This window comes from Paenibacillus ilasis, from assembly GCF_043195395.1.
Classification (GTDB): domain Bacteria; phylum Bacillota; class Bacilli; order Paenibacillales; family Paenibacillaceae; genus Paenibacillus_AQ; species Paenibacillus_AQ lautus.
In genome coordinates, this window is sequence record NZ_JBHDJG010000001.1 from 4,350,295 (window position 1) to 4,373,813 (window position 23,519).

Below are 23,519 nucleotides of genomic sequence, written 5' to 3' on the forward strand. Positions count from 1 at the left end.
TCTTATTTTTTTAGTGAATTTTTCGAAGAATTAGATCACATCTTTATTTAGCGCACAGATTGATTTATAATTATTTGAAATAAACCTCTTTACTTATTACCATCGTTATATAAATCCTTTAATCGGAAGAAGGTTCGAGATAAGATGATCTACATTAAAGATTTAATGAGCGGGCTTGATATCTTTAAAGCGCTCAGCTCGGAAATTCGCATTCAAATTCTGGAGCTGCTGGCCAAGAATCAAAGTCTGAACCTCAACGACCTCGCCAACAGGCTGAACCTCAGCAATGGCGCTATCACTATGCATATCAAGAAACTGGAAGATAGCGGCCTGATCGAAATCAATACCACGGGCGGGAAGCATGGCATTCAGAAGATCTGCTACCTGAACAAAGATACCTTGATGGTTGATCTTCGCAGCAAGGATATTGATAACTTGTACGAGGTGGAAATTCAGGTTGGCCATTACAGCGATTACCAAGCGATCCCGACCTGCGGGCTTGCGACCAAGGACAGTATCATCGGAGATTTTGACGATCCGCGCTATTTCGCCGATCCGGAACGGATCAACTCGGAGATCATCTGGCTTACCGAAGGATTCCTGGAATACCGGATTCCGAATTATTTGAAGTCCAACCAATCGTTCCGCGAGATTCAATTCTCCTTAGAGCTTGGCTCTGAAGCGCCGGGACATTGCGACAATTACCCATCGGACATTTTCTTTTACGTAAACGGGATCGAGATTGGCAGCTGGACAAGTCCGGGGGATTTCGGGGACAAACGCGGTACCTTCAACCCCGAATGGTGGCCGCCCCACTTGAACCAATACGGCATGCTGAAGCTTATTCGAATTAATAAGGAAGGCAGCTTTATCGATGGATGCCGCATCTCGGATGTCGGTCTGGACCAGATTCAGCTTGATTACAAGAGCGAGCTCACCTTCAGGATCGCCGTTAACGAGCGATCTGTTAATAAACGGGGCTTAACCATTTACGGCAAACATTTCGGCAACTACAGCCAGGACCTGTTAGCTCGCGTGCTGTATGATGTGAAGGAAGGATAAGAGGAAATGTCTTGATATGGCGGGTATCGCTGGATTACAAGCCTCACGCCAACAAGAATCGATTTATTTTGATTCGTCTGTTTGAGTACTTTGAGACACACGGGACACATAGGAATTCAACAAAAAGGGGCTCTCCATGATCATTCGATCATAAAGAGTCCCTTTTGCTTGGATACAACGATATTTCTTATTAAAAAAACAAAAATGACAATTCCACTGTTTTCTTGGACGATTTCAGTTTATGATGTATCCACTTCCATGCACCGTTCCGTCTTTTCTACCCAACATTACCCTCGTTCAGAGCCCTCAAGATGGTATGGCGATCGCGCAGCGTGTGCGCCTCCCGCAGGCTCTCCCGGAACAGCTCGTCATCAATGCCAAGCTCCTGCAGGGTGGACGGACCTCCGGCTTGTCGCAGCAGCTCGGCAATCTTCTCCTTCGAAGGGACCTTGCGCAGCCATTCTCGAACCTGCTCTCTATATGTCTCCCAATGTATAGGCTCGGCATTAGGATACACTCCCTTATCAGCCGCATCGTGATAAAGACTCGATATTTCGCTGCAGGCTACCCCCACTTTGGCACCATGCAGCAGCGCCCGGTTGCCGCGGCGCAAGTACTCCATCTCCCAGTAATGCGACAGATGATGTTCCGCCCCGGAGGCAGGGTGGGACTGTCCGAACAGCAGCATCGCGATACCCGACTCGATCAAAGCCGTCATCAGAATGCGAATCCCTTCCTCCGTGCGCTGGCCGATCGCCTCCACATGCTCAATGCAAGCTTGGAGCGCCTTCTCCGTAATGGCCGCCACTTGATCATCATAAGGCTCGCCGGCTGTGGTCGAAGAGAATTTCCAATCCAGCAGGGAGGTATATTTGCCGAGCATATCGCCAAAGCCTGCCGCTACCAGCGGCTGCGGTGCCTTCACAAGAATGTCCGGATCCGCGAATATCGCGATCGGGGCCGTAGCCGCAAAGGTTTGCTTGACTCCCCGGACCACGATCGGCGCGCCCGCCGAAGTAAAGCCGTCGACCGAAGGTGCCGTAGGGACCGAGATGAACGGTTTGCTGCTCCGGTGACTCACAAAGCGGGTAATGTCATGAATGGTCCCGGACCCCACAGCGATTAAGCATCCTGTCCCTTCAGGCTCCACTTCGATAAACAGCTGCATCAATGAGCGTTCATCCGCCACAACATCGCCTTGCTCATCAGGCTGAATCAGGCACAGCCGGGGCTTCTGACCATCGGTTTCCAGGATCTCCACCAGCTTTAGACCCGCTGCTTCATACGTATTCGCATCCGCAACAACGATTGGTGAACCAAGGCCCTGCCGTTTAAGATACGGAGGCACGTCAAGCATAGCGCCAGGCTGAAGCACCATGGTTTCAAGTCCGCGGAACCCGGGCTGGACTTCCCTTATCCGGCTCATTAAACCTTTTGCATCGTTCAAGTAATCCGTCATGCTGTTCCTCCCCTTCATCCCATCCTGCCGTGTTTATTCAAGCTTCTAGTGCCAGGGGCTATTCTGCCGTTTGTTTAATCCGCTTCAGCCGCTTCATCACGTCGTTTTCGCCCCGGCCAAAATAGTCATGCAGCTTGCTGTACTCCTGATACAGCTGCTCATATACTTCTACATGCTCCGGAATTGGCTTGAAGGTCTCTTCCTTCACCCGCGCCATCTTCTCGGCAGCATCGATAATCGAATCATACCCGCCTTGCGCCTGACCCGCTGCAACTGCGGCGAACATCGCGGCTCCAAGCGCCGGCGTCTGTTTGGAATCAGCCACCACAATTTCACGATTGGTAACATCCGCATAAATCTGCATCAAGAGACGGTTCTTCTGCGGTAGTCCGCCGCATGCATACAAGACATCCACAGCCACGCCGTTCTCGTGAAAGGCGTCCACGATTTTGCGCGTGCCGAATGCGGTCGCCTCAAGCAAGGTGCGGTAAATTTCCTGCGGCTTTGTCAACAGGGTCATCCCTAACATCAGCCCGGTCAGATCCGTATCCACCAACACGGAACGGTTGCCGTTCCACCAATCCAGCGCAAGCAGACCGGTTTGACCCGGCTTGTACGCAGCCGCTTCCCGCTCAAGCCATTGGTGTACCCCGATTCCTTCCTCGGACGCAGCTTCTTTTACATACGCGGGAAGCGCTTCCTCGACGTACCATTCAAAAATATCGCCTACTGCCGATTGCCCTGCTTCATAACCGTATAATCCAGGAATGATCCCGTCCTCGACGACACCGCACATCCCTTCAACCTGCTTCTCTTCCGTACCGAGCAGCATATGGCAGATCGATGTGCCCATCGCCATAACCAGCTTGCCCGGTGTGACGACACCAACCGCAGGCACCGCAGCATGAGCGTCAACGTTGCCGACGGCCACGGCAATCCCTGGCGTTAAGCCCATCATCTCCGCCATCTTTTCCGTCAGACCGCCTGCGCTGCTCCCGAGGGGACGGACCTCTCCGCGCAGCTTCGTATCGGCCAGATCCTCCAACCGGGGATCCAGCGCTTTAAAATATTCCCTGCTTGGATATCCGTCTTGTTTATGCCATATCGCCTTGTAACCAGCCGTACAGCTGTTACGGACAATCTGCCCGGTCATTTGGGAAATGACCCAATCGGTAGCTTCCAGGAACCTGTCCGCACGTTCATAGATCGCCGGTGCCTCGTCAAGAATCTGCCAGACCTTTGCGATCATCCATTCCGATGAAATCTTTCCGCCATAACGGGGCAAAAAGGCTTCTCCGCGCTCGGCGGCAATCGCGTTGATCTTGTCTGCTTCCGGCTGGGCGGCATGATGCTTCCACAGCTTCACCCAGCTGTGCGGCTGGTCGGCCAGCTCCGGATGGAAGCAGAGCGGCTCCCCAAGCTCGTCAACGGGCAGCATGGTGCAGGCCGTAAAATCAATGCCGATGCCAATCACGTCCGCCGGGTCAATCCCGGATTGTTGGATGACAGCAGGTACAGATGCCTTCAGAACCTCCAGATAATCTCCCGGATGCTGAAGCGCCCAGTCGTGCTCCAGCTTCTTCCCGGTACCCGGCAAAAACTCATCGATGACATGATGCCGGTAAGGCGTAACATGATCCGCTACTTCCTGCCCGTCAGCCAGATTAACCAACACCGCACGCCCGGACTGCGTTCCGTAATCGACACCAATGGTGTATTTATTCCCCATCTCATTTCCTCCTACAGATGAAATCATGAATGATGAATACAAGTGTTACTTTTGACCGTAATAGGCATTAACGCCATGCTTCCGCAAAAAATGGCGATCCAGCAGCGTCTGATCCATCGGTTCGGTTTCCGGATTAATCTGCTGCATCCGGGCTGCAATCTTGGCGCACTCCTCCAGCACGACCGCATTATGAACCGCGTTATGCGCATCCTTGCCCCACACGAACGGCGCATGCGAATGGACAAGCACCCCGGGCACCATGTTCGGATCCAGGTCAGCAAATCGCTCAACAATGACGTTGCCCGTCTCCAGCTCGTAGGCTCCCTCGATTTCATCGCGAGTCATGGGCCGCGTAACCGGAATCTCTCCGTAAAAATAGTCGGCGTGCGTCGTTCCGTAGGCAGGAAGCGCACGTCCGGCTTGAGCCCAGCTCGTTCCCCATGGAGAGTGGGTATGCACAATCCCGCCGATCTCTTTAAAGTTCTGATACAGCACCAGATGAGTCGGAGTATCGGAGGAAGGTCGCAAATTCCCTTCAACGACATTTCCCTTCAAATCCAGCACGACCATGTCGTCCGCTTTTAAATCCTCGTAAGGCACGCCGCTTGGCTTAATGACAAACAGTCCCCGTTCACGGTCGATGCCGCTTACATTTCCCCATGTAAAGGTAACGAGTCCGTGCTTCGGAAGGTCCAGATTCGCCTCCAGCACCTGCTGCTTTAAATCCTCCAACATGAACAACCGCTCCTCTCTATATTTGAAAAATATAGTTGTACGTACAAGTTGGCAAGCAAGGGTCCGATATTTCGGACCTTCAGCTCCCTTATTCTCTACCGTTTCTTCACCGATTCTCTCTCCACCAGCTCCGGTTGAAACACCGTATCCTCTATAACGGTATGATGTTCAATCATGCTGATCAATTGTCTGGCCGCCATGATTCCCATCTCTGTCTTCGGGTGGGTCATCGTTGTCAGCTTCACACCTGAAGCAACGGCTAGCGTCGAATCATCAAAGCCGACCATGGACACATCCTGCGGAATTTGCAGCCCGCATTGCCCGGCAGCCTCCGCCAAAAACACAGCCAGCTCGTCGTTATAGCATACAAACCCCGTCGGTCGCTGCTCATCCGGCTGCTTCAGCAATTGGACGGCCTGATCATACGGAAAACTTCCCTTCTGTTCCGTGGTATACGTAACCACCCGCTCCGGCGAAACGGGAATTCCCGCCTCGCGATGCGCACGCAGGAAGCCTTTCAGCCGATTCACACCCTGAAGATCGTCCCGTTTGAAAAATCCGGCTATCGCCAGGTGCCCGTTCTCGATCAAATGACGTGTGGCCTTGTAGCCGCCAAGCTCATCGTCAAGCTTCAGACAAGGACATTCCAGCTCCCGATACTTCTCATTAATCATCAAAAACGGAATTCCCTTCTCCTGCAGGGACAGGAAATACGTCAGATTCGGGTTGCCCTCCGCACTCTTGGTCGGCTCGATAATCAGCCCGCTGAGCGGCTGGCTGGTCATGAGCTGAAGACTCTCCATCTCCTTTTCCTTGTTGTTATCGGTACTGGAGAGCAGCAGACGGTATCCCTTGCTGCGCAGCTCCGCCTCCGCTCCCCGAACGATATGCGGGAAGATATAATCCGAGATGTACGTAGTCATGATGCCGATCGTCTTAACCTGCTCGCTCTCCCGCCGCTCGGGATTTCTAGCGAACGTCCCTTTGCCCTGAATCCGTTCCAGCCAGCCTTCCTTCTCCAGCTCGCCGAAGGTTTGGCGGACCGTCTGGCGGCTTACGCCGAACTGGTCGGCGATTTCATGCTCCGAAGGAACCTGTTTGCCCGCTTGTAGCCGGCCGGATTCAAACCAGGAGAGCAGTTCGTTTTTTAATACAATATATTTGGGTATCCGTCTATTATTCATCATTCACCTCTAGCCTCACACACTCATTATGTTAGGATCCCTTGCAATCCTAAGTTATCTCGCTATTGTAACACAGGCCAGGGGAATGCCGACAGAACCAGTTACCGCAGACGATACGCGGCTTCGCTCCAGCGGAGCTCGTTCTTGAAGCGCGGTATCGTTGTATCCTTATCGATAACGACCGCTTCAATGCCAACCATCTCCGCCCAATCGCTCAAATGCTCAGCCGTCATGGCATAAGAGAGAACGGTGTGGTGCGCTCCGCCGGCCAAAATCCACGCTTCCGCAGATTCGCGAAGCGATGGCTGCGGCTTCCACAGCACGCGGGCTACCGGCAGCTTCGGCATCGGCTGCTCGACCTTGACGCCATCCACCACATTCACCAGCAGTCTGAAGCGGTGGCCCAGATCAACCAGGGAAGCATTGACGGCCGGGCCGTCCTGGCCGTTAAACACGAGTCGTGCCGGATCTCCCTTGCCTCCAATGCCGAGCGGATGTACCTCCAGCGTCGGTTTATCCAGTGCGATGGTCGGACATACCTCCAGCATGTGCGATCCAAGAATCATATGATTCCCCGGCTCGAAATGATAGGTGTAGTCCTCCATGAAAGAAGTACTTTTATTCCCCGCAAGCACCTTCAATACGCGTGTCAGGGCAGCGGTTTTCCAGTCCCCTTCCCCGCCGAAACCGTAGCCGGACTCCATCAGACGCTGTACGGCGAGTCCCGGAAGCTGCTTCATTCCATGCAGATCCTCGAACGTCGTCGTGAATGCGCCGAAGCCGCCTTCCTCCAGAAAACGACGCAGCGCAATCTCGATCCGGGCTTGATACGCAATCGAATCGCGCACAGGACCGTCGCTAAGCCCTTCCTTGGTTATCGAATATAACTCGGCATATTCGTTCAGGAGCGCTTTTACCTCCTCATCGCCGACTTCATTCATGGACTGCACAAGATCGCCAATGCCATAACCGTTGACGGACCAGCCAAGCTTGATTTGCGCCTCCACTTTATCCCCTTCGGTTACCGCCACCTGGCGCATATTATCACCGAAGCGAGCCACCTTCAGCCTGCGGCTTTCGGCATAGGCCGCGGCAGTCCGCATCCAGCCTGCTATGCTGTCGCGAACCTCCCCGTCTTCCCAATGGCCCACGACGACCTTGCGGGCAATACCGAGACGGGCGCCGATATGACCATACTCGCGGTCACCGTGCGCGGACTGGTTCAAATTCATAAAGTCCATATCAATCGTTTCCCAAGGGATATCCCGGTTGAATTGGGTATGGAAATGAAGAAGCGGCTTCTGCAATTGGGATAGGCCCGCGATCCACATTTTGGCTGGGGAGAAGGTGTGCATCCAGGTCATAATGCCTGCGCAGGACTCATCGTTGTTGGCCTCAAGAATCAGGTTGTATATTTCATCGGGTGTGGTTACGATTGGCTTGAACACAATGGGATACGAAAATACAGGATCTTTGTCAAACTCCGTTGCCACGATGCGGGAATGCTCAGCGACCTGCTCCAGCGTTTCGGGGCCATACAAGTGCTGGCTTCCGGTGACGAACCAAAAAGAATGCGGTTTCAAATTCATAATCATAACGCCTCCTGTATGAATGCTTGCTCACTAACTTGTACATACCTATATAATAAAACAAGCGATTTATAATTACATGTACGTACAAATTGAATCACTCACATTCTAACCCCGCGCCTCCAAAATAGCAAGATCAAAATAAAAAAAAGAGCTGTCTCTGCAGGTGAAAAAACGAACCCATTCAGAGACAACCCTCTATCATCAGCGTTTCATATGTTGCTTCGTTCTCTAATACACGATATTTACCCGTATAAATAAACTTCATACCGTCAAATAATGCTCGAATTGCTCCATATCGATGGCATCTTGTACCCCTTCGGCGACAATTGTGCCTTTATCCATGAGATAGATATAGTCGGCCACGCTCCGGACGAACTCGATGCTCTGCTCCACCAGAATGACCGACGTTTCCCCTTTGGCTTTGATGCCCCGGATGACGTCTTGAATTTCCTCTACGATGGAAGGCTGGATTCCTTCGGTCGGCTCATCGAGCAGCAGCACCTTGGGCCGGGAAGCAAGCGCCCTCGCGAAGGCGAGCTGCTGCTGCTGTCCGCCGCTTAAATCGCCGCCCTGACGGTGGTACATTTGCGGCAGTACTGGAAACAGGGCTAACACATCCTCCGGAAATGCCTTCCTCCTCGGCGCGCATGGCTCAAGTCCGAGCAGCAGATTCTCCTTCACTGTAAGCTGTGGAAAAATCTCGCGCCCTTGCGGGACATACCCGATGCCGCCTCTCGCCCTTTTTACGGAATCCCAGCCGGTAACCTCCTGCTCGCCAAGAGTCATCCGCCCCTGCCGGATTTTCAGCTGCCCGGTTAAGGTCCGCATCAGTGTGGTTTTCCCGACGCCGTTGCGCCCTACCAGACACACGACCTTCGCCGGGTCGACAACCATGGATACGCCGCGCAGGACGGGACTCTCCCCGTAGCCCGATTCAATGCCCTGCAGCTTGAGCATTCGCTTCCCTCCTTCTTCCCAGATAAACCTCGGCTACCAGCGGATCGCGCTGAATCTCCTGCATGGAGCCTTCCTTCAGCAGCTTCCCTTCATGCATCACGGTAACCTTGGCGGCAAAAGAGCGCACAAACTCCATATCGTGCTCAACCACAACGACGGAGCATTCCTTGGCGATACGCTGGAGGAGCTCACCGGTCTTCATCGTCTCCTCGTCCGTCATCCCGGCTACCGGCTCATCGAGAAGCAGAAGCCGCGGCTTCTGAAGAAGCAGCATGCCGATCTCCAGCCATTGCTTCTCCCCATGCGACAGAGAGCCTGCCCGAACGTGAAGCCGATCGGGCAGCCCGATCAACTCCAGAACCTTCTTCATCTCGAACGTGGTGCACCGATTTCTCCTGGCCTTCAGCGCCCGGAACACGCTTCGATCGGGATCGACCGTCAGCTCCAGGTTTTCTTTGACGCTCAGATTAGGAAATATCGATGGCGCCTGAAATTTTCGGCCCACGCCGAGACGCGCGATTTCATACTCCCGCTTTCTCGTGATCTCAAGGCCGTCTCCGAGCAGCACCCTTCCTGCAGCAGGCTTTGTCTTCCCGCAGATCACGTCCAGCATCGTGGTTTTTCCCGCGCCGTTCGGGCCGATCAGAAAATGCAGCTCATGCTGGCGCAGCGCCAGATTCATGCCGTTTACCGCCACAAACCCGCCAAACGTGACCGTCATGTTCTCCGCGGACAGCACGATAGGGGAAATACCGATGTCTCTGACTTCTCCATGGACGGCGAGCGGCATATCAGCTCTCTTTGCGTACGGCTGCATGGACAGTCCCTCCTCTTTTGGATAATGACGAAACCACCTTGCTCCACAATCCGATCAAGCCTTTTGGCATCAACACAACAACGATGACAAACAAAGCGCCCAATACGAGCAGCCATCCTTCCGGATAAGCCTCGCTGATCCCGGTCTTGGCTGCGTTCAGCAGCACGGCGCCAATAATCGCGCCGATCAGCGTTCCCCTGCCGCCGAGAGCAACCCAGAGCACCATTTCAATGGACGGGACGATGCCCATCATCGACGGTGAAATAATGCCGACCTGAAGGACAAACAGCATGCCTGCAAGGCCGGCCAGACCGCCCGATACGGCAAAGGCAAAGGTCTTGTAACGGGAAGGGTCAAACCCCAGAAACCGCACCCGGTTCTCTCCATCTCTTGATGCTTCCAGCACCTGACCCACCCTGCTGTTCACAATTCTTCTGCACAGAATATAGGCTCCTGCCAGAGCGGCCAGTGTAACAAAATACAATCCGATTTTCGTTGACGGCGCGTTCAGATTAAAACCCAATATGGAGTTGTATCCCGTAAGCCCGTTCGTGCCACCCGTCCACTCCTGCTTGCCTACAAACAGCGTAACCACGATCATGACCAGGGCCTGCGTAAGGATCGTAAAATACACGCCAACGATCCGATTGCGGAACGTAAAAAATCCGAGGATTAACGCGAGCAAGGCCGGAAGCAGCATTCCGAGTATCAAGGCCGCGGGGAACGATCGGAAAGGCTCCCAGAACCAAGGGAGAGACGTTACCCCACTCCATCCCATAAAATCAGGCAGAGACGAGCCGCTGGCGTCCAGCTTCAAATACATGGCCATGGCATAAGCGCCTAATCCAAAGAACACGCCGTGCCCCAGACTTAGAATGCCGCCATAGCCCCAGATCAGGTCCAGCCCGACCGCCAGGATCGCCAAAGCCAGAAATTTGGTCAGCAATCCGAGGCGAAAAGGGGTCGTGAACAAAGGCGCCATACACATCAGAAGCAGCACAACGCTCCACAAAATCCGTTTCGATCGGCTGCCGGGGGTTCCTGTCAACCATTTCAGCACCATATCATCCCCTCCTCTCTAATCCAGGCTGCGTGTTCGTAGCGCAACAAGCCCGCGTGGCTTCCACTGCAAGAAAGCCACGATGCAGGCGAATACCAGCACTTTGCCGATAGATGCCGAAGTGTAGGTCTCAAACAGCGTATTGAACACGCCGATGCCCAGCGCCCCGGCAACCGTGCCGATCAACTTTCCAACGCCGCCAAGCACCACCACCATGAAAGCATCGACGATATAGTAGGTGCCGATCGAAGGACCGATCGGGCCGAGCAGCGTCAACGCGCAGCCGGCAATACCGGCAATGCCCGAGCCGATCGCAAACGTGAGGCCGTCCACGCGCCGGGTTGAAATGCCGAGACACCCGGCCATGCTGCGGTTCTGCATGACCGCCCGCATTCTTCGGCCTTGAACCGTTCTGTAAATATAGAAATACATGGCCGTCAGAACGGCGGCCACCAATAGGATAATGAACAGCCGCTTGTAAGGAAGGACGATGCTTGGGGTGATCGCAAGCCCGCCGTTCAGCCAAGAGGGACTGGTTACGGCCACGTTGGGTGCGCCGAAGATAAACCTTGCGATTTGCTGCAGCATCATCCCGACGCCCCATGTGGCGAGCAAACTGTCCAGTGGCCTGCCGTACAGATGGCGTATGAGAACCATTTCAAGCAGCCAGCCAACGGCGGCTGCAACCAAGAAAGATACAAGCAAAGCTGCAATGAAATAGGTGTCGAACCAGGATTTCGGCATATACGCAGTGAACAAGCCTTGGGTGACGTACGTGGAGTAAGCACCGATCATGATCAGCTCGCCATGGGCCATATTAATGACATTCATCAAGCCGAACGTCACCGCCAAGCCAAGAGCAATCAATAACAGGATCGAGCTGACGCTGAGTCCGTTAAACACTTGCAGGATCGTCATTTCCATCTGGGGTGAACCTCCTTTCACGAAAAAGCCCGAGGGCCATCTATGCATGAGATGAAGCTTTATTCTCCGCTTAATCCCTTCGCCCAATCATAGGTTTTCAGATAGGGATCCGGTTTAACGGGTTCTCCCGAATTCCAGAGCTCCTTAAATTGCCCGTCCGCCTGCATCTCGCCGATGCGCACCGTTTTATGAATGTGCTGATTCTCGCCATCAATGGTTACTTTTCCTTCCGGAGCGGCGAATTCAATGCCTTTTGCCGCTTCCTTCACCTTAGCCACCTCCGTTGTTCCTGCTTTCTCCACCGCAGCCTTCCATAAGTACACCGCGGTATATCCCGCTTCGATCGGGTCAGCCGTCACGCGGTCAGCGCCGTATTTTGCTTTGTATTTGTCAACAAATGCCTTGTTCTCCGGAGTGTCGGTAGACTGATAATAGTTCCAGGCTGCCAGATGACCCTCCAGTATATCGGCGCCGATGCCGCGGATTTCCTCCTCCGCAACGCTGACGGACAGCGTGGTCATATCTTTGGAAGTAATGCCCGCATCCTTCAGCTGCTTGAAGAAGGCAACATTGCTGTCGCCGTTCAGCGTGTTATAAACGATATCGGGCTTCGCCTCTTTGATCTTGGCTATAATCGTGCTGAAATCGGTATGGCCCAGCGGCGTGTATTCCTCGCCAGCCAGTTCGCCGCCCTCGGCCGTCAGCTGGGCCTTGATGATCTTGTTGGCCGTTCTCGGAAACACATAATCGGATCCGAGGAGGAATATTTTTTTGCCGCGGTTCTCCAGCAGCCAAGACACCGAAGGCACGATCTGCTGATTGGTTGTTGCGCCCGTATAGAAAATGTTGGGGGAGGATTCCAACCCCTCATATTGGACCGGATAAAATAAAAGGCCGTTATTCTGTTCGAAAACAGGGAGCATGGCTTTCCGGCTGGCGGAGGTCCACCCTCCGAATACGGCGGCAACCTTATCCTGCTGCAGCAGTTTGCCCGCCTTCTCCGCGAAAGTCGGCCAATCCGAGGCACCGTCCTCAATCACGGGTTCGATCTGCTTGCCGAGCACGCCGCCTGCCGCATTGATTTCTTCGATGGCAAGCATCTCCGCATCCTTAACCGATACCTCGCTGATGGCCATCGTTCCGCTGAGGGAGTGAAGAATACCGACCTTAATCGAATCGCCTGCGGTTTCTACCGGCGGGCTGCCGTTATCCGCTCCGGCGGTTGGGGCGGCTTCCTTTTCCGTCACGCAGCCTGACATCAAAATTGCACATAAAACAAATGAGGCCCATCCTTTAACGATCACGCTTTGTTTCTTCATTCGCTCCCAACTCCCTTTTTTCTGTTTCCGAACATTTCTTTTGCAACCTAACTTCTCTGTTCGTTATTCCACATTATAGTTGCCTTTTATTTCCTATGTCAATAATTATGACATTATTTTATTTATTATTTATAGAAATGTCGTGTCAACCCGTAGTTTGTGTAATGTTATATAACATAGTTATAAAATAATCCCCTCAACTTACTTTGAATCCGGACAATTTTGTTATTTTAACTAACATAAATAAGACAACCTTTTATCCTCAAAAGGTTGTCAACACCGCTGCGCAATTTATCTGATCATTTTCCTGTTCGAAATCGATATCGGCACCCGGTCCGGATAATCCGTAATAATCCCATCCACATTAATTTGAAGCACATACGGAATTTGCAGCATATCCCGGATGGTCCAGACCATCGTTTTCATCCCGGATTGATGTATCTTTTGAACCAGTCCTTTGGATACCAGCCTCATCGATACATTCACATACTCCGCATAGGCCTTCATATCTTCCAGCCGCTGCTTGGATAAGTCGCCCGCACTGGTGATGATAACGCCCAGCGGGATATCGGGCATCAGCTTGCGGAACCGAAGCAGCGAGTCCGTATCTGCTGACTGCACGATGATCAGGTCCTTATACCTCTCGCCACCATCAGCGCCGATGTTGTACCTATTCAAATCGTCTGCGACCTTTTGCTCGATGCCCGGGTAAAGGGAGGGAGATTTCAATTCGATCAACAAACCGATTCGTCCTGCGAAATGCTCAAGCACCTCCGCTAATGCAGGAATGACTTCTCCTTTAAATGCCGAATCGTACCATGAACCTGCATCCAGCATACGCAGCTCCTCGAAGGTTAAATCTCCTACTTCTCCTTGCCCATCAGTGGTTCGCTCAACGGTGGAATCGTGAATCACAACGACCTGTCCATCCTTGCTCAATTGGACATCCAGTTCCAGCATATCCGCTCCCATATCAAATGCTTTACCAAAAGAAGCCATCGTATTTTCCGGGGCATACCCCGATGCCCCCCGGTGGGCAATATTGACCCAGGACTGATCGCGTTCATCCTCGGACCTCATCCAGACTTCCTGCTCCCTGGTTTGATGAAAAGGATAATGCGGAACGTCTGCCGTATTTTGAGAACCGGTCACTGCAAGCACAGCTGCTGCGATAATCAACATTCTTTTCATTAGGCTATCAATCTCCTAGTTGTACCTTGTTTACTTCATGGCTACCTCGCTGGGGGATCATTTCGGGACAGCCTGCCCCATTCCCATCTAATGCTAATTCTTCCCCTTCCGCTCCAAGTTCAGTCAGATATACATGAAGTCAGCACGATGTTCACCAGGTATAATTCTTGTTCATTTTTATTTTATCTCTTGTAATATGAACGTAAATGGAGTAATTTGTACTTATATGAACATTATAAATTCATTAAAAATAGAATTATGAGGAGATGAATGAAAATGGAAAGACGTTATGCCTCACACCCCAACGAAGTGAAACAATTTGACACAGAAAGACTCCGCAAGGAATTCCATATCCCTGTCCTGTTTACGCCTGACAAGCTGGAGCTTGTCCTGACGCATGAAGATCGTTTGATTATCGGTGGCGCAGCCCCCGTTCGAGAACAGGTTAAACTGGAAACGGACCTGAAAGAGCTGGGTGTTTCCTCTTTCCTGGAACGCCGTGAGCTTGGCATTATCAATATTGGCGGACACGGTACCGTACTCGTTGACGGTGCGGAGCATGAGCTGAACAACAAAGAATGCTTGTACGTTGGCATGGGCACCGAAGAGGTTATTTTTAAAAGCACGGATCCAACCCATCCGGCCAAATTCTATTTGAATTCTGCCCCGGCGCACCAATCTTTCCCGACAGCCAAAGCCACTTTGGAGGAAGCCGATTCCAGCGCATTGGGCGATATCAAAAATTCCAATGATCGCGTGATCTATCGTTTCATCCATCAAAAAGGCATTGAGAGCGCCCAGCTTGTCATGGGAATGACCCTGCTGAAAGAAGGAAACATGTGGAACACGATGCCTGCCCATACGCATCCAAGACGCATGGAGGCTTATCTCTATTTTGATTTACCGGAAGAAGCGGTTGTCATCCATCTGATGGGCGAGCCTAATGAAACGCGGCACATCGTCATGCGCAATGAACAAGCCGTGATTTCGCCAAGCTGGTCGATCCATAGCGGCGTAGGCACAAGCAACTATACCTTTATCTGGGGCATGGCTGGAGATAATAAACGTTATGATGATATGGACCCGGTGTCCATGAAAGATTTAAAATAGAGGGGATTATCCATTAACCCACGGAAGAGTTGAGATTCATATGAACCCGTTACGACGCTACGAAAAAATAATGGAGTACCTTCTAACCCATAAAGAAGTGACTGTCGCCGATCTAAGCCAGCAGCTTCAAGTGACCGGAAAAACCATTCGGGAGGATCTGACCAAGCTGGAGGAACAGGGTCTAATTGTTCGTGTGCATGGCGGAGCTGTGCTTGCGCACAGCGATCAATTCGGCATCCTGCCATCCAAAGAACCGCTTGCCAAGAACCCGAATGAAAAGACCGAAATCGCCCTGAAAGCGCTGAAGCATATCCATACCGACGACATCATTGCCTTGGACGGAGGCAGCACCACGCTGGAGATCGCCCGGAGGCTAGAGGACGTGCCCTTAACAGTCATTACGAACGATGTCTATATCATCAGCGAACTGGCGACCAAGAATCATATCCGTTTGGTCGTTCCGGGGGGTTACCGGGTCCGGAACATGCTCGCAGGCCCCGAAGGCGTATCGTATGTAACGCAGCTGAACATTCAAAAAGCATTCATATCCGCCACGGGTGTCCATCTTAATCATGGATTGTCCGTATATACCGGGGACCTGATCCCTTTCAAACGGGCATTAATCGAAACCTCGCTGGAGGTTTATGCCGTTGTCGACCATCATAAATTCGGGCAAACGGCATTAAGGACTTTTTCATCCCTGCAGGAGATCAGCGGCATCATTACCGATGCGGGACTGTCTCCCGAGACGGTCAAACAATATGATGGCGCCGGCGTTACCATGCTGTAAACGCACGACGCATGAAACTCAAAGACCGGCCTAGCTTCATACTTATTCTAATAGAGAGCAAATGAGAGGGGATTTACGGAGCATGAACAGGTTTGATTTATCAGGCAAAACGGCAATTGTCACCGGTTCCGCCAGAGGACTGGGGCAAGGCATCGCGATAGCTTTAGCCGAAGCCGGTGCGGATATCGTTGCCGTGTCCATGAATACAAGCGCCGAAACGATAAATGCCATCACTTCACTCGGTAGAAAAGCTTCCGAAATCCAGGTCGATCTAAGCGACCAGAGCAAGCTCCAGCCGACGTTTGACCAAGCGCTGGAGCTAACGGGGCACGTGGACATTCTCGTCAATAATGCCGGCATTATCCGGCGGACACCGGCCAAGGATCATGGCACGCAGGATTGGCTGGACGTGATTGACTTGAATCTGAACACCGTATTTTTACTGTCCCAATTGGCCGGAAGACATATGATTGAACGCGGCAGCGGCAAAATCATTAACATTTGCTCCATGCTGTCCTACCAAGGCGGAATCAATGTACCCGGATATACAGCAAGCAAGCATGGGGTTGCCGGTCTCACGAAAGCTTTGGCCAATGAATGGGCAGCCAGCGGCATCCAGGTGAACGGCATTGCTCCCGGTTATATCGAAACCGATAATACGGCAGCCATCCGTCAGGATGAGGAACGGCGCACTTCCATTACGGACCGTATCCCTGCCGGACGCTGGGGTAAACCCGAGGATATTGGCGGACCAGCCGTATTCCTCGCTTCCGCCGCTTCGGATTATATGAACGGACATGTACTTTGTGTTGATGGCGGATGGATGGCCCGTTAAGGATCATAAAGCGCTGGATCAAAACCATGTCAACCTAAGCTTCAACCCAATCTAACGAAAAGAGGCTGTGCATGTCCGCTGCTGCTGCAGGCAGAGGAAGCACAGTCTCTTTTCCGTCCATTTTCCTCTTAAATTGGATTATCGCCCCTAAGTTCTTGCCGCGTACCGACATTTCACGAATATACGAACCATCCTTTGGGACATCCTAACTTTACGAAATGGGCCTCGAAGGACCGTGAATAAAGAAAGGATGGTTTCTGGAGTCATGCGCGGAACAATATCGATACGTTGGATTAGTTTTGCCTGTTTACTCACACTGATCGGGTCAATTATACTTACCGGATGCACGCCTGACAGCAATGACCGGGTGCCAACCCCCAACATGGGCGTAAATCCTTACCGGGTGAACACCGGCTTCCTGCTTCGGAATGCTGTGGAACGCGGAACGCTGCGAATTGCAACGGAACGGGATTATCCCCCCTTCAGTTATCATGGAACGGGCGGAAGACTTACAGGTTTCGATGTGGAGATCGCTGAAGAGGTTGCCCGTCATATGGAGTTAAGAGCGGAATTCGTTGAAACCGAGTGGGAGAATCTGCTGTCAGGGCTGACGGAAGGCAAATACGACGCCGTATTCAACCAGATTGAAGACCGGCCGGACCGGCGGGCCCTCTATGATTTTTCCGTCGCTTATCTATCCTCTACCCCGGTTCTGCTTGTGCGTTCCTCAGGCGAAGATCAAATCCGTACCTTCTCGGATATCAAGGGCAAGCGTGTCGGCCTGAACCCGACCGGAATCTATAAGGATATGGCCAAGAAGCATGGAGCGGAAATCGTCCCGATCAAATATATATCAGACGCAGCCAACAAGCTCGCAAATGGAGACCTGGATGCTGTCATTTCGGACCAGTTATCCGTGACCAACCTGAAGCAGCAGTTCCCGGATCTTCCGGTCGCTGCCGCCGAATCCGCCGATCAGGTGTTCGAGATTTCCGCTGCCTTTGTCAAAGGGAATCCGGATCTCGTGGCCGCCGTTGACAATGCACTGGCTACCATGCAGCAGGACGGAACATATTTGACCATTTGGAACAAATACTTTGGAGACGCCCCAATGAGTTATAAAGGCATCCATGATCGAAAGGGTAAATAGAGTTATCAATATCCCTGACAAAAAGGCGCTTGCTCCGCTGGATACCAGCAAAAAGCAAGCGCCTTTTTAATGTGCATATTATGACTCTTCGGTTGTCTCTCCCGCATTCGCTTCCTCAGCGTCCGCTTCATCCTCTGTCTCTGCAGCCTCAACGGCACGAGGCACGATGACGGTTGCGAGAATCTCCTCATCCGAAGCGTGTAATGTAATACCTTCCGGTACTTTAATATCTGCAACCGTAAGCTTGTCGCCAATCTCCAGAGCGGATACATCCGCTTCGAGGGTAGAAGGCAGCTCGCCTGGCAATCCCTCTACTTCGATTTCGGTCACCTGGGTTTGCAGAATACCGCCAGATTTCGTTCCGGCAGCAGTGCCTTGATAATCCACCGGAATGCTGACACGAACCGGCTTATTCATGGAGATCCGCAGAAAGTCCACATGGGATACAGTGCCGCGTCTCTTTTGAATATCCTTAATCAAAACCGGAATTTTACCGGAGCCTGGAATATCAAGCTGGAACACCTCCGACCTTCCGGTGTGGAACAGCTTGGCCGTATCCTTGAAATTAACAGCAACGGGGATGCTTTCCTCGCCCGCACCGTATACTACGCCAGGGATTCCGCCATTTTCGCGAAGCACTCGGCGAGAAGCCCGGGTAAACTCATCACGAACATCTGCTTGGAGTTGAACTGTGTTTCCTTTTGACATGAGTGACATCCTCCTTTATCGAAAACAAAGTCTATCTCATTATTACCCTATTTACCTGCTAACTAATCATGAGTTTCAGATGTTTTAAATTTCAATCCAGTGGGTAATGAATGATACCCCTTTTGAAATATAAATAATGGGAGCCCCCCTTTCAGTACAAAAGGAGGGCTCCTTATTTTTTTTACAATACAATCCTCAACTCGCCATATCCCGCTGCTCTTGGCCCGCAGAGCCGTTTTCTTTGGAGCTTGGCAGCGAAATCCGTACCTCTGTTTCGTCTGGCGGAATATCGATAAACCAGTCTTTCTCGCCTTCCCGATCCTCCCAATCATTCAACCTGACGATACAGCCGACCCGCTTGGTTCCGGAAGTTGCATGGAAGACCGCTCGGGCTTTGCCGCTGTCCGCCTTAGTGAATGGCACGCTGCCATCCTGCACACCCGTTCCCCACACCCATACATTCCAGCCATCATATGCTTGATCACGTCTCTCGTATTCGATCTCAACGGTAATCAATCCCTGCTTCTTCTGGGTCTGATCCTCGTACAACACCATCAGCGACAGCCCTGGGACCGCGATAGCTCCCTGGTCCAACGTGTCGATCGTATCTGTACCTGCCTGGCAATCGTTCACTACGATGTTCCAGCGGTAAGGGGTAGGCGGCAGATCAACCGTCATTTCATGCTCATTCCCGTTCACGATCACTACAATTTGTCCCCAGCTATCTTGTGCGGCATGATGCGTTAACCGGTAAGCGATAATCCGATCGCTGCTGCGCAGCACTTCCATATGTTTCTCGATCTCTTCTCTTGCCGCCATGCGAAATGCCGGATGGGCTTTGCGCAGGGCAATAAGGCCTTTGTAATAATCAAACACAGGTTTGAATCGTTTCTTGTTCGACCAGCGGATGGCATTAACGGCATCCCCGCTGCGGTAGCTGTTATGATCGCCAAATTTCGTGCGAAGCAGCTCATCGCCGGCATGCAGCAGCGGAATCCCCTGAGAGAGCAGTACAATGCCGTTAGCCAGCAAGCTGCGGCGCACAGGCGCTGCCGACATCACAGCTTCATCAGGAATATCGATATAAGGCTTGGATGCAGCGGTTGCCTGCCATATATCGCCGCCGTTAACCAGCCTACCGTCCATTAGACGGAGCAGTCCTGCCTGTTCCTCCATCCCGTGTGCCACTAAAATTTTGTCCCACAGATTCAAGTTATCATGCACGGTGACGTAATTGACCGTCTCTTCCGGATGAAGCGCAAAATCATGGATCGAGCCCATCATCCCTTCAACGATAGCACCCTCGCACCACGGTTCGCCCGTAGCAAATCCAGGGCCGCGCCCGTCATTGTCACCTTTGATGGCCTGCCGAAAATGATCATTAAATACAGCGAAGCCTTGACCCTTCTGGCTTCCTTTGACGGTCTGCTCCGTTAACGGGCTTAAGCCTCCCGTCCATGGCTCACCATAAAACAGAAGAGAGTGATCCACTTCACGCCGCAGCTCGCTTACAATCTCTTTCATCGTTGTTGTATCGATCAGAGCCATCAGATCAAACCGAAATCCGTCGATGTGATACTCCTCGGCCCAGTACCTTAGGGAATCCTTGATGTATTTGCGTACCATCGGCTTCTCCGTAGCGAGCTCGTTGCCTACGCCTGAACCGTTCGATAAATTTCCGTATCCATCCTTACGATAGAAATACCCAGGCGCCAATCGTTCAAACGGACCGTCATCCACCGTATACGTATGGTTGTAAACCACGTCCATGACGACACGGATTCCCCTTGCATGCAGAGCCAGAATCATCTCCTTCAGCTCCCGGATGCGCACCATCGGATCCATAGGGTCTGTCGCATACGAACCTTCAGGAACATTGTAATTCTGCGGATCATAGCCCCAGTTATACTCGCGGCTTAAGCAGCCGGTTGCATAGCCATCCAGCTCATTGACCGTTCGAAAATCAAATACCGGCAGCAGATGCACATGGGTCACACCCAATTCTTGAAGATGATCCAGTCCAATGGTATTCCCTTCGGAATCCCGCAGGCCCCCCTCCGTGAATGCCTTGTATTTCCCTCTATATTTCATTCCCGAATCGGTATGAATCGAGAAATCGCGTACGTGAAGCTCATAGAGCACCGCATCCGTAGGTTTCAGCAGCGTGGGTCTAACATCCTGCTCCCACCCCGGCGGATTGCTCTTCGCCAGATCAACAACCGCGCCGCGGCATCCATTGGCGGACACCGCCGTTGCATAGGGGTCAACGGCATAACAAACGACGCCGTCCGCTGACTCGATTCGGTACATATAATAGGTTCCGTGAAGATCTCTGTTTATGACAGCCGACCATATGCCGTCGCTATTACATTCCATCGAATATAAAGTACCGCTCTCGTGATCCGTTACGAGACCCTGCTCGTTATACTCTCCCGGACCTTCATACAAAGCCAGTTTCACATGAACCGCATCCGGAGCCCACACCTGAAAGGCCGTTCCCTCTCTTCGGTAGGTAGCCCCCAGCTTAACACTTGTACAGCTCTTGATCATGTCCATAGTCATCATCACCGTCACTTATAAGTAGATTTACTTCCTAGTATGGGCGCCTGAATCATAAGACAGACCTCTAGCACATGAATGTAGAACGCTTTCATATATCATGATATGCCAAAAGCCCTGTTTTGGTTTGGGTTTGATGCCAAATAACTATATATTTAGGCTATTATACTAGCAAATATGCCGGGTGTCTTTCTTTAGACAAAAAAAACATCTGCCCAAATGGACAGATGTTGTCAATGTATGGCTATAGTGGAAAAAGATTGGTAGAGTCCCAGAACAAACGAAGTGCTTCATTAATTTCTCACATCGCTCAAGGCGTCTTCCGTTTACTCGCCTGTTACCTCAATGGATTCCACCAGAGCCACTACTTCCTCTGCGGTACCCATTTCAAGCGCTTTGGCAGCAAGTGCCTGCATATCACTGCGGGACAGCTTCCCGATCTGGCTGCGCGCCGGAAGAATGGATGTAGCGCTCATGCTAAACTCATCCAGCCCGAGACCAAGGAGAATCGGAATCGCCGTGGCGTCACCTGCCATTTCACCGCACATACCAACCCAGCGGCCTTCGCGGTGAGCGGCATCGATGACCATTTTAACCAGTCGCAGGATCGCCGGATTATAGGGTTGATACAGATAAGCAACCCGTTCATTCATGCGGTCAGCCGCCATCGTATACTGGATAAGATCATTCGTTCCGATACTGAAGAAATCAACCTCTTTGGCAAACTGATCCGCGAGCACCGCAGTGGATGGAATCTCCACCATGATCCCGAGCTGGATCTCCTCAGATACCGGAATGCCTTCGCTTACCAGCTTGGATTTCTCTTCCTCCAGAAGCGCTTTGGCTTCGCGGAACTCACCGAGCGTCGCGATCATGGGAAACATGATTCGCAGATTGCCGTGGACGCTTGCGCGGAGCAGTGCCCGAAGCTGTGTTCTGAAAATATCCTGACGGTCCAGGCACAACCTAACGGCCCGGAATCCCAGGAACGGATTCATTTCCTTAGGAAGATCCAAATAAGGCAGCTCCTTGTCCCCGCCGATATCGAGCGTGCGGACAACAACCGGCTTGCCTTCCATTTTCTCCAGTACCGATTTATAGGCGACATACTGGATCTCTTCGGAAGGAAGTTTATCCCTGCCCATGTACAGGAATTCCGTGCGATACAGTCCTACCGCCTCTCCGCCATTCTCCAACACGCCGGTTACATCGTTCGGCGTCCCGATATTGGCGGCCAGCTCCACATGGATCCCGTCCTTGGATACCGTCGGTTCGGAACGGAGTTTCTTCCATTCCTCGACCTGTTTGGCGTAGGCATCCTGCTTCGCACGGTACTGGGCCACGATGGCTTCCGTAGGATTAATGATGACGTCCCCTTCCAGTCCGTTAACGATGATCAAATCCCCGTTTTGGACCGAAGAGAGCACGTTTTTCGTTCCGACGACAGCCGGAATTTCAAGCGAACGGGCCATGATGGCAGAATGCGAGGTACGCCCGCCAATATTCGTCGTGAATCCTTTAACGTAGTTACGGTTCAACTGCGCGGTATCCGAAGGAGTCAGGTCCTCTGCAACCACGATGACTTCTTCGCTGATTTCTGAAGGACTGACATAATTCAGGCCGAGCAGATGCTTCAGGATACGTTTGGTTACGTCGCGCATATCCGCTGCCCGCTCCTGCAAGTAGGCACTCTTCATGTTCTCGAACATTTGAATGAATTGGGTTGCCGTTTCATTTAAGGCGTATTCCGCGTTAAGCGACTCAGAGGCGATTTTCGCTTTAACTGGTTCAATCAATTCAGGATCATTCAGGATGAGAAGGTGAGATTCGAAAATCTCAGCCTTCTTCTCCCCGAGTTCCTGAAGCGTGCGGGCTTTGATCGCTTCAAGCTCAGCCTGGGACTGAGCCAGCGCCGCATCCAGCTTCGCAAGCTCAGCATCCGTGTCTGTCACTTGCTTTTCCGTAACCGAGTAATCAGGATGCTCCAGTGTAAATGCACGTGCAATCGCGATGCCAGCGGAAGCCGCGATTCCTTTCAGATTATTCATGAAGCTCGCCTAACCCTTCGTTCACCATCACTTCTTGCAGTGCTGTCAGCGCTTCGCTCTCATTGCCGCCTTCCGTGATCAGTGTCAATGTATCACCTTGCTCCAATCCGAGGGACAGAACGCCCAGGATCGATTTCAGCGTTACTTTTCTGCCGTTCGCTTCGGCAAATGAATTGGTGTCCTGGAATTTGTTAGCCGTATTTACCAATGCTGTTGCCGGACGTGCGTGAATTCCATCTTCGTCAATAATTCTGAATGTTTGTTGCATGTTCATCATCCTACTTTCGTAT

General features: G+C 52.0%; 20 protein-coding genes. 5 read left to right on the forward strand and 15 right to left on the reverse strand.

Annotation, left to right across the window (positions count from 1 at the left end; genetic code table 11):
• The first annotated feature begins 144 nt into the window (after positions 1-144).
• A complete protein-coding gene (locus ACETK5_RS19690) occupies positions 145-1,062 on the forward strand; it encodes an ArsR/SmtB family transcription factor (RefSeq protein WP_100535822.1) in 918 nt (305 codons plus the stop codon).
• Between the two features lie 277 nt (positions 1,063-1,339).
• On the opposite strand, the gene ACETK5_RS19695 is transcribed toward ACETK5_RS19690, so the two are convergent.
• The 11 genes from ACETK5_RS19695 to ACETK5_RS19745 form a co-directional block, all read right to left on the reverse strand.
• Positions 1,340-2,521 (reverse strand): sn-glycerol-1-phosphate dehydrogenase, encoded by a 1,182-nt coding sequence (locus ACETK5_RS19695; RefSeq protein WP_326114875.1) that lies wholly within the window; start codon positions 2,519-2,521, stop codon positions 1,340-1,342.
• A 58-nt stretch (positions 2,522-2,579) separates the two neighbouring features.
• Positions 2,580-4,250, reverse strand: coding sequence for a ribulokinase (locus tag ACETK5_RS19700; RefSeq protein ID WP_100535820.1), 1,671 nt, complete (start codon positions 4,248-4,250; stop codon positions 2,580-2,582).
• A 45-nt stretch (positions 4,251-4,295) separates the two neighbouring features.
• Complete coding sequence (gene araD / locus ACETK5_RS19705; RefSeq protein WP_100535819.1) at positions 4,296-4,985, reverse strand: L-ribulose-5-phosphate 4-epimerase; 690 nt, start codon at positions 4,983-4,985, stop codon at positions 4,296-4,298.
• Positions 4,986-5,080: 95 nt separating this feature from the next.
• Complete coding sequence (locus tag ACETK5_RS19710) at positions 5,081-6,169, reverse strand: GntR family transcriptional regulator (protein WP_326114874.1); 1,089 nt, start codon at positions 6,167-6,169, stop codon at positions 5,081-5,083.
• Between the two features lie 101 nt (positions 6,170-6,270).
• On the reverse strand, positions 6,271-7,758 hold the full coding sequence (gene araA, locus ACETK5_RS19715; RefSeq protein ID WP_100535817.1) for an L-arabinose isomerase: 1,488 nt from the start codon (positions 7,756-7,758) through the stop codon (positions 6,271-6,273).
• Positions 7,759-8,022: 264 nt separating this feature from the next.
• On the reverse strand, positions 8,023-8,718 hold the full coding sequence (gene urtE / locus ACETK5_RS19720) for an urea ABC transporter ATP-binding subunit UrtE (protein WP_394057240.1): 696 nt from the start codon (positions 8,716-8,718) through the stop codon (positions 8,023-8,025).
• Complete coding sequence (gene urtD / locus ACETK5_RS19725; protein ID WP_100535815.1) at positions 8,696-9,535, reverse strand: urea ABC transporter ATP-binding protein UrtD; 840 nt, start codon at positions 9,533-9,535, stop codon at positions 8,696-8,698. The genes urtE and urtD overlap by 23 nt, the downstream gene beginning before the upstream one ends.
• On the reverse strand, positions 9,510-10,598 hold the full coding sequence (urtC, locus tag ACETK5_RS19730; protein WP_100535814.1) for an urea ABC transporter permease subunit UrtC: 1,089 nt from the start codon (positions 10,596-10,598) through the stop codon (positions 9,510-9,512). The genes urtD and urtC overlap by 26 nt, the downstream gene beginning before the upstream one ends.
• A gap of 15 nt (positions 10,599-10,613) precedes the next feature.
• Positions 10,614-11,519 (reverse strand): urea ABC transporter permease subunit UrtB, encoded by a 906-nt coding sequence (gene urtB / locus ACETK5_RS19735; RefSeq protein WP_100535813.1) that lies wholly within the window; start codon positions 11,517-11,519, stop codon positions 10,614-10,616.
• Positions 11,520-11,578: 59 nt separating this feature from the next.
• On the reverse strand, positions 11,579-12,838 hold the full coding sequence (gene urtA, locus ACETK5_RS19740; RefSeq protein WP_100535812.1) for an urea ABC transporter substrate-binding protein: 1,260 nt from the start codon (positions 12,836-12,838) through the stop codon (positions 11,579-11,581).
• A 291-nt stretch (positions 12,839-13,129) separates the two neighbouring features.
• A complete protein-coding gene (locus tag ACETK5_RS19745) occupies positions 13,130-14,029 on the reverse strand; it encodes a glycerophosphodiester phosphodiesterase (RefSeq protein ID WP_394057242.1) in 900 nt (299 codons plus the stop codon).
• 276 nt (positions 14,030-14,305) lie between these two features.
• Here ACETK5_RS19745 and kduI point away from each other — a divergent pair, with 276 nt between their 5' ends.
• The 4 genes from kduI (at position 14,306) to ACETK5_RS19765 (ending at position 17,914) form a co-directional block, all read left to right on the forward strand.
• Positions 14,306-15,139 (forward strand): 5-dehydro-4-deoxy-D-glucuronate isomerase, encoded by an 834-nt coding sequence (kduI, locus tag ACETK5_RS19750; protein WP_100535810.1) that lies wholly within the window; start codon positions 14,306-14,308, stop codon positions 15,137-15,139.
• Positions 15,140-15,179: 40 nt separating this feature from the next.
• Positions 15,180-15,929 (forward strand): DeoR/GlpR family DNA-binding transcription regulator, encoded by a 750-nt coding sequence (locus ACETK5_RS19755; RefSeq protein WP_100535809.1) that lies wholly within the window; start codon positions 15,180-15,182, stop codon positions 15,927-15,929.
• An 82-nt stretch (positions 15,930-16,011) separates the two neighbouring features.
• A complete protein-coding gene (kduD, locus tag ACETK5_RS19760; RefSeq protein WP_100535808.1) occupies positions 16,012-16,764 on the forward strand; it encodes a 2-dehydro-3-deoxy-D-gluconate 5-dehydrogenase KduD in 753 nt (250 codons plus the stop codon).
• Positions 16,765-17,146: 382 nt separating this feature from the next.
• Positions 17,147-17,914, forward strand: coding sequence for a transporter substrate-binding domain-containing protein (locus ACETK5_RS19765; protein ID WP_394057245.1), 768 nt, complete (start codon positions 17,147-17,149; stop codon positions 17,912-17,914).
• 78 nt (positions 17,915-17,992) lie between these two features.
• Here ACETK5_RS19765 and ACETK5_RS19770 read toward each other — a convergent pair whose 3' ends face one another.
• The 4 genes from ACETK5_RS19770 to ACETK5_RS19785 all read right to left on the reverse strand — a co-directional run bounded on the left by ACETK5_RS19770 (position 17,993) and on the right by ACETK5_RS19785 (position 23,497).
• On the reverse strand, positions 17,993-18,622 hold the full coding sequence (locus ACETK5_RS19770) for a 50S ribosomal protein L25 (RefSeq protein ID WP_100535806.1): 630 nt from the start codon (positions 18,620-18,622) through the stop codon (positions 17,993-17,995).
• A gap of 195 nt (positions 18,623-18,817) precedes the next feature.
• The gene (pulA, locus tag ACETK5_RS19775; RefSeq protein WP_394057479.1) at positions 18,818-21,178 is read right to left on the reverse strand and encodes a type I pullulanase; all 2,361 of its coding nucleotides are present in this window, start codon (positions 21,176-21,178) and stop codon (positions 18,818-18,820) included.
• A 329-nt stretch (positions 21,179-21,507) separates the two neighbouring features.
• On the reverse strand, positions 21,508-23,229 hold the full coding sequence (gene ptsP / locus ACETK5_RS19780) for a phosphoenolpyruvate--protein phosphotransferase (protein ID WP_394057247.1): 1,722 nt from the start codon (positions 23,227-23,229) through the stop codon (positions 21,508-21,510).
• Positions 23,222-23,497, reverse strand: coding sequence for an HPr family phosphocarrier protein (locus ACETK5_RS19785; RefSeq protein WP_100535804.1), 276 nt, complete (start codon positions 23,495-23,497; stop codon positions 23,222-23,224). The genes ptsP and ACETK5_RS19785 overlap by 8 nt, the downstream gene beginning before the upstream one ends.
• Between the last annotated feature and the right edge of the window lie 22 nt (positions 23,498-23,519).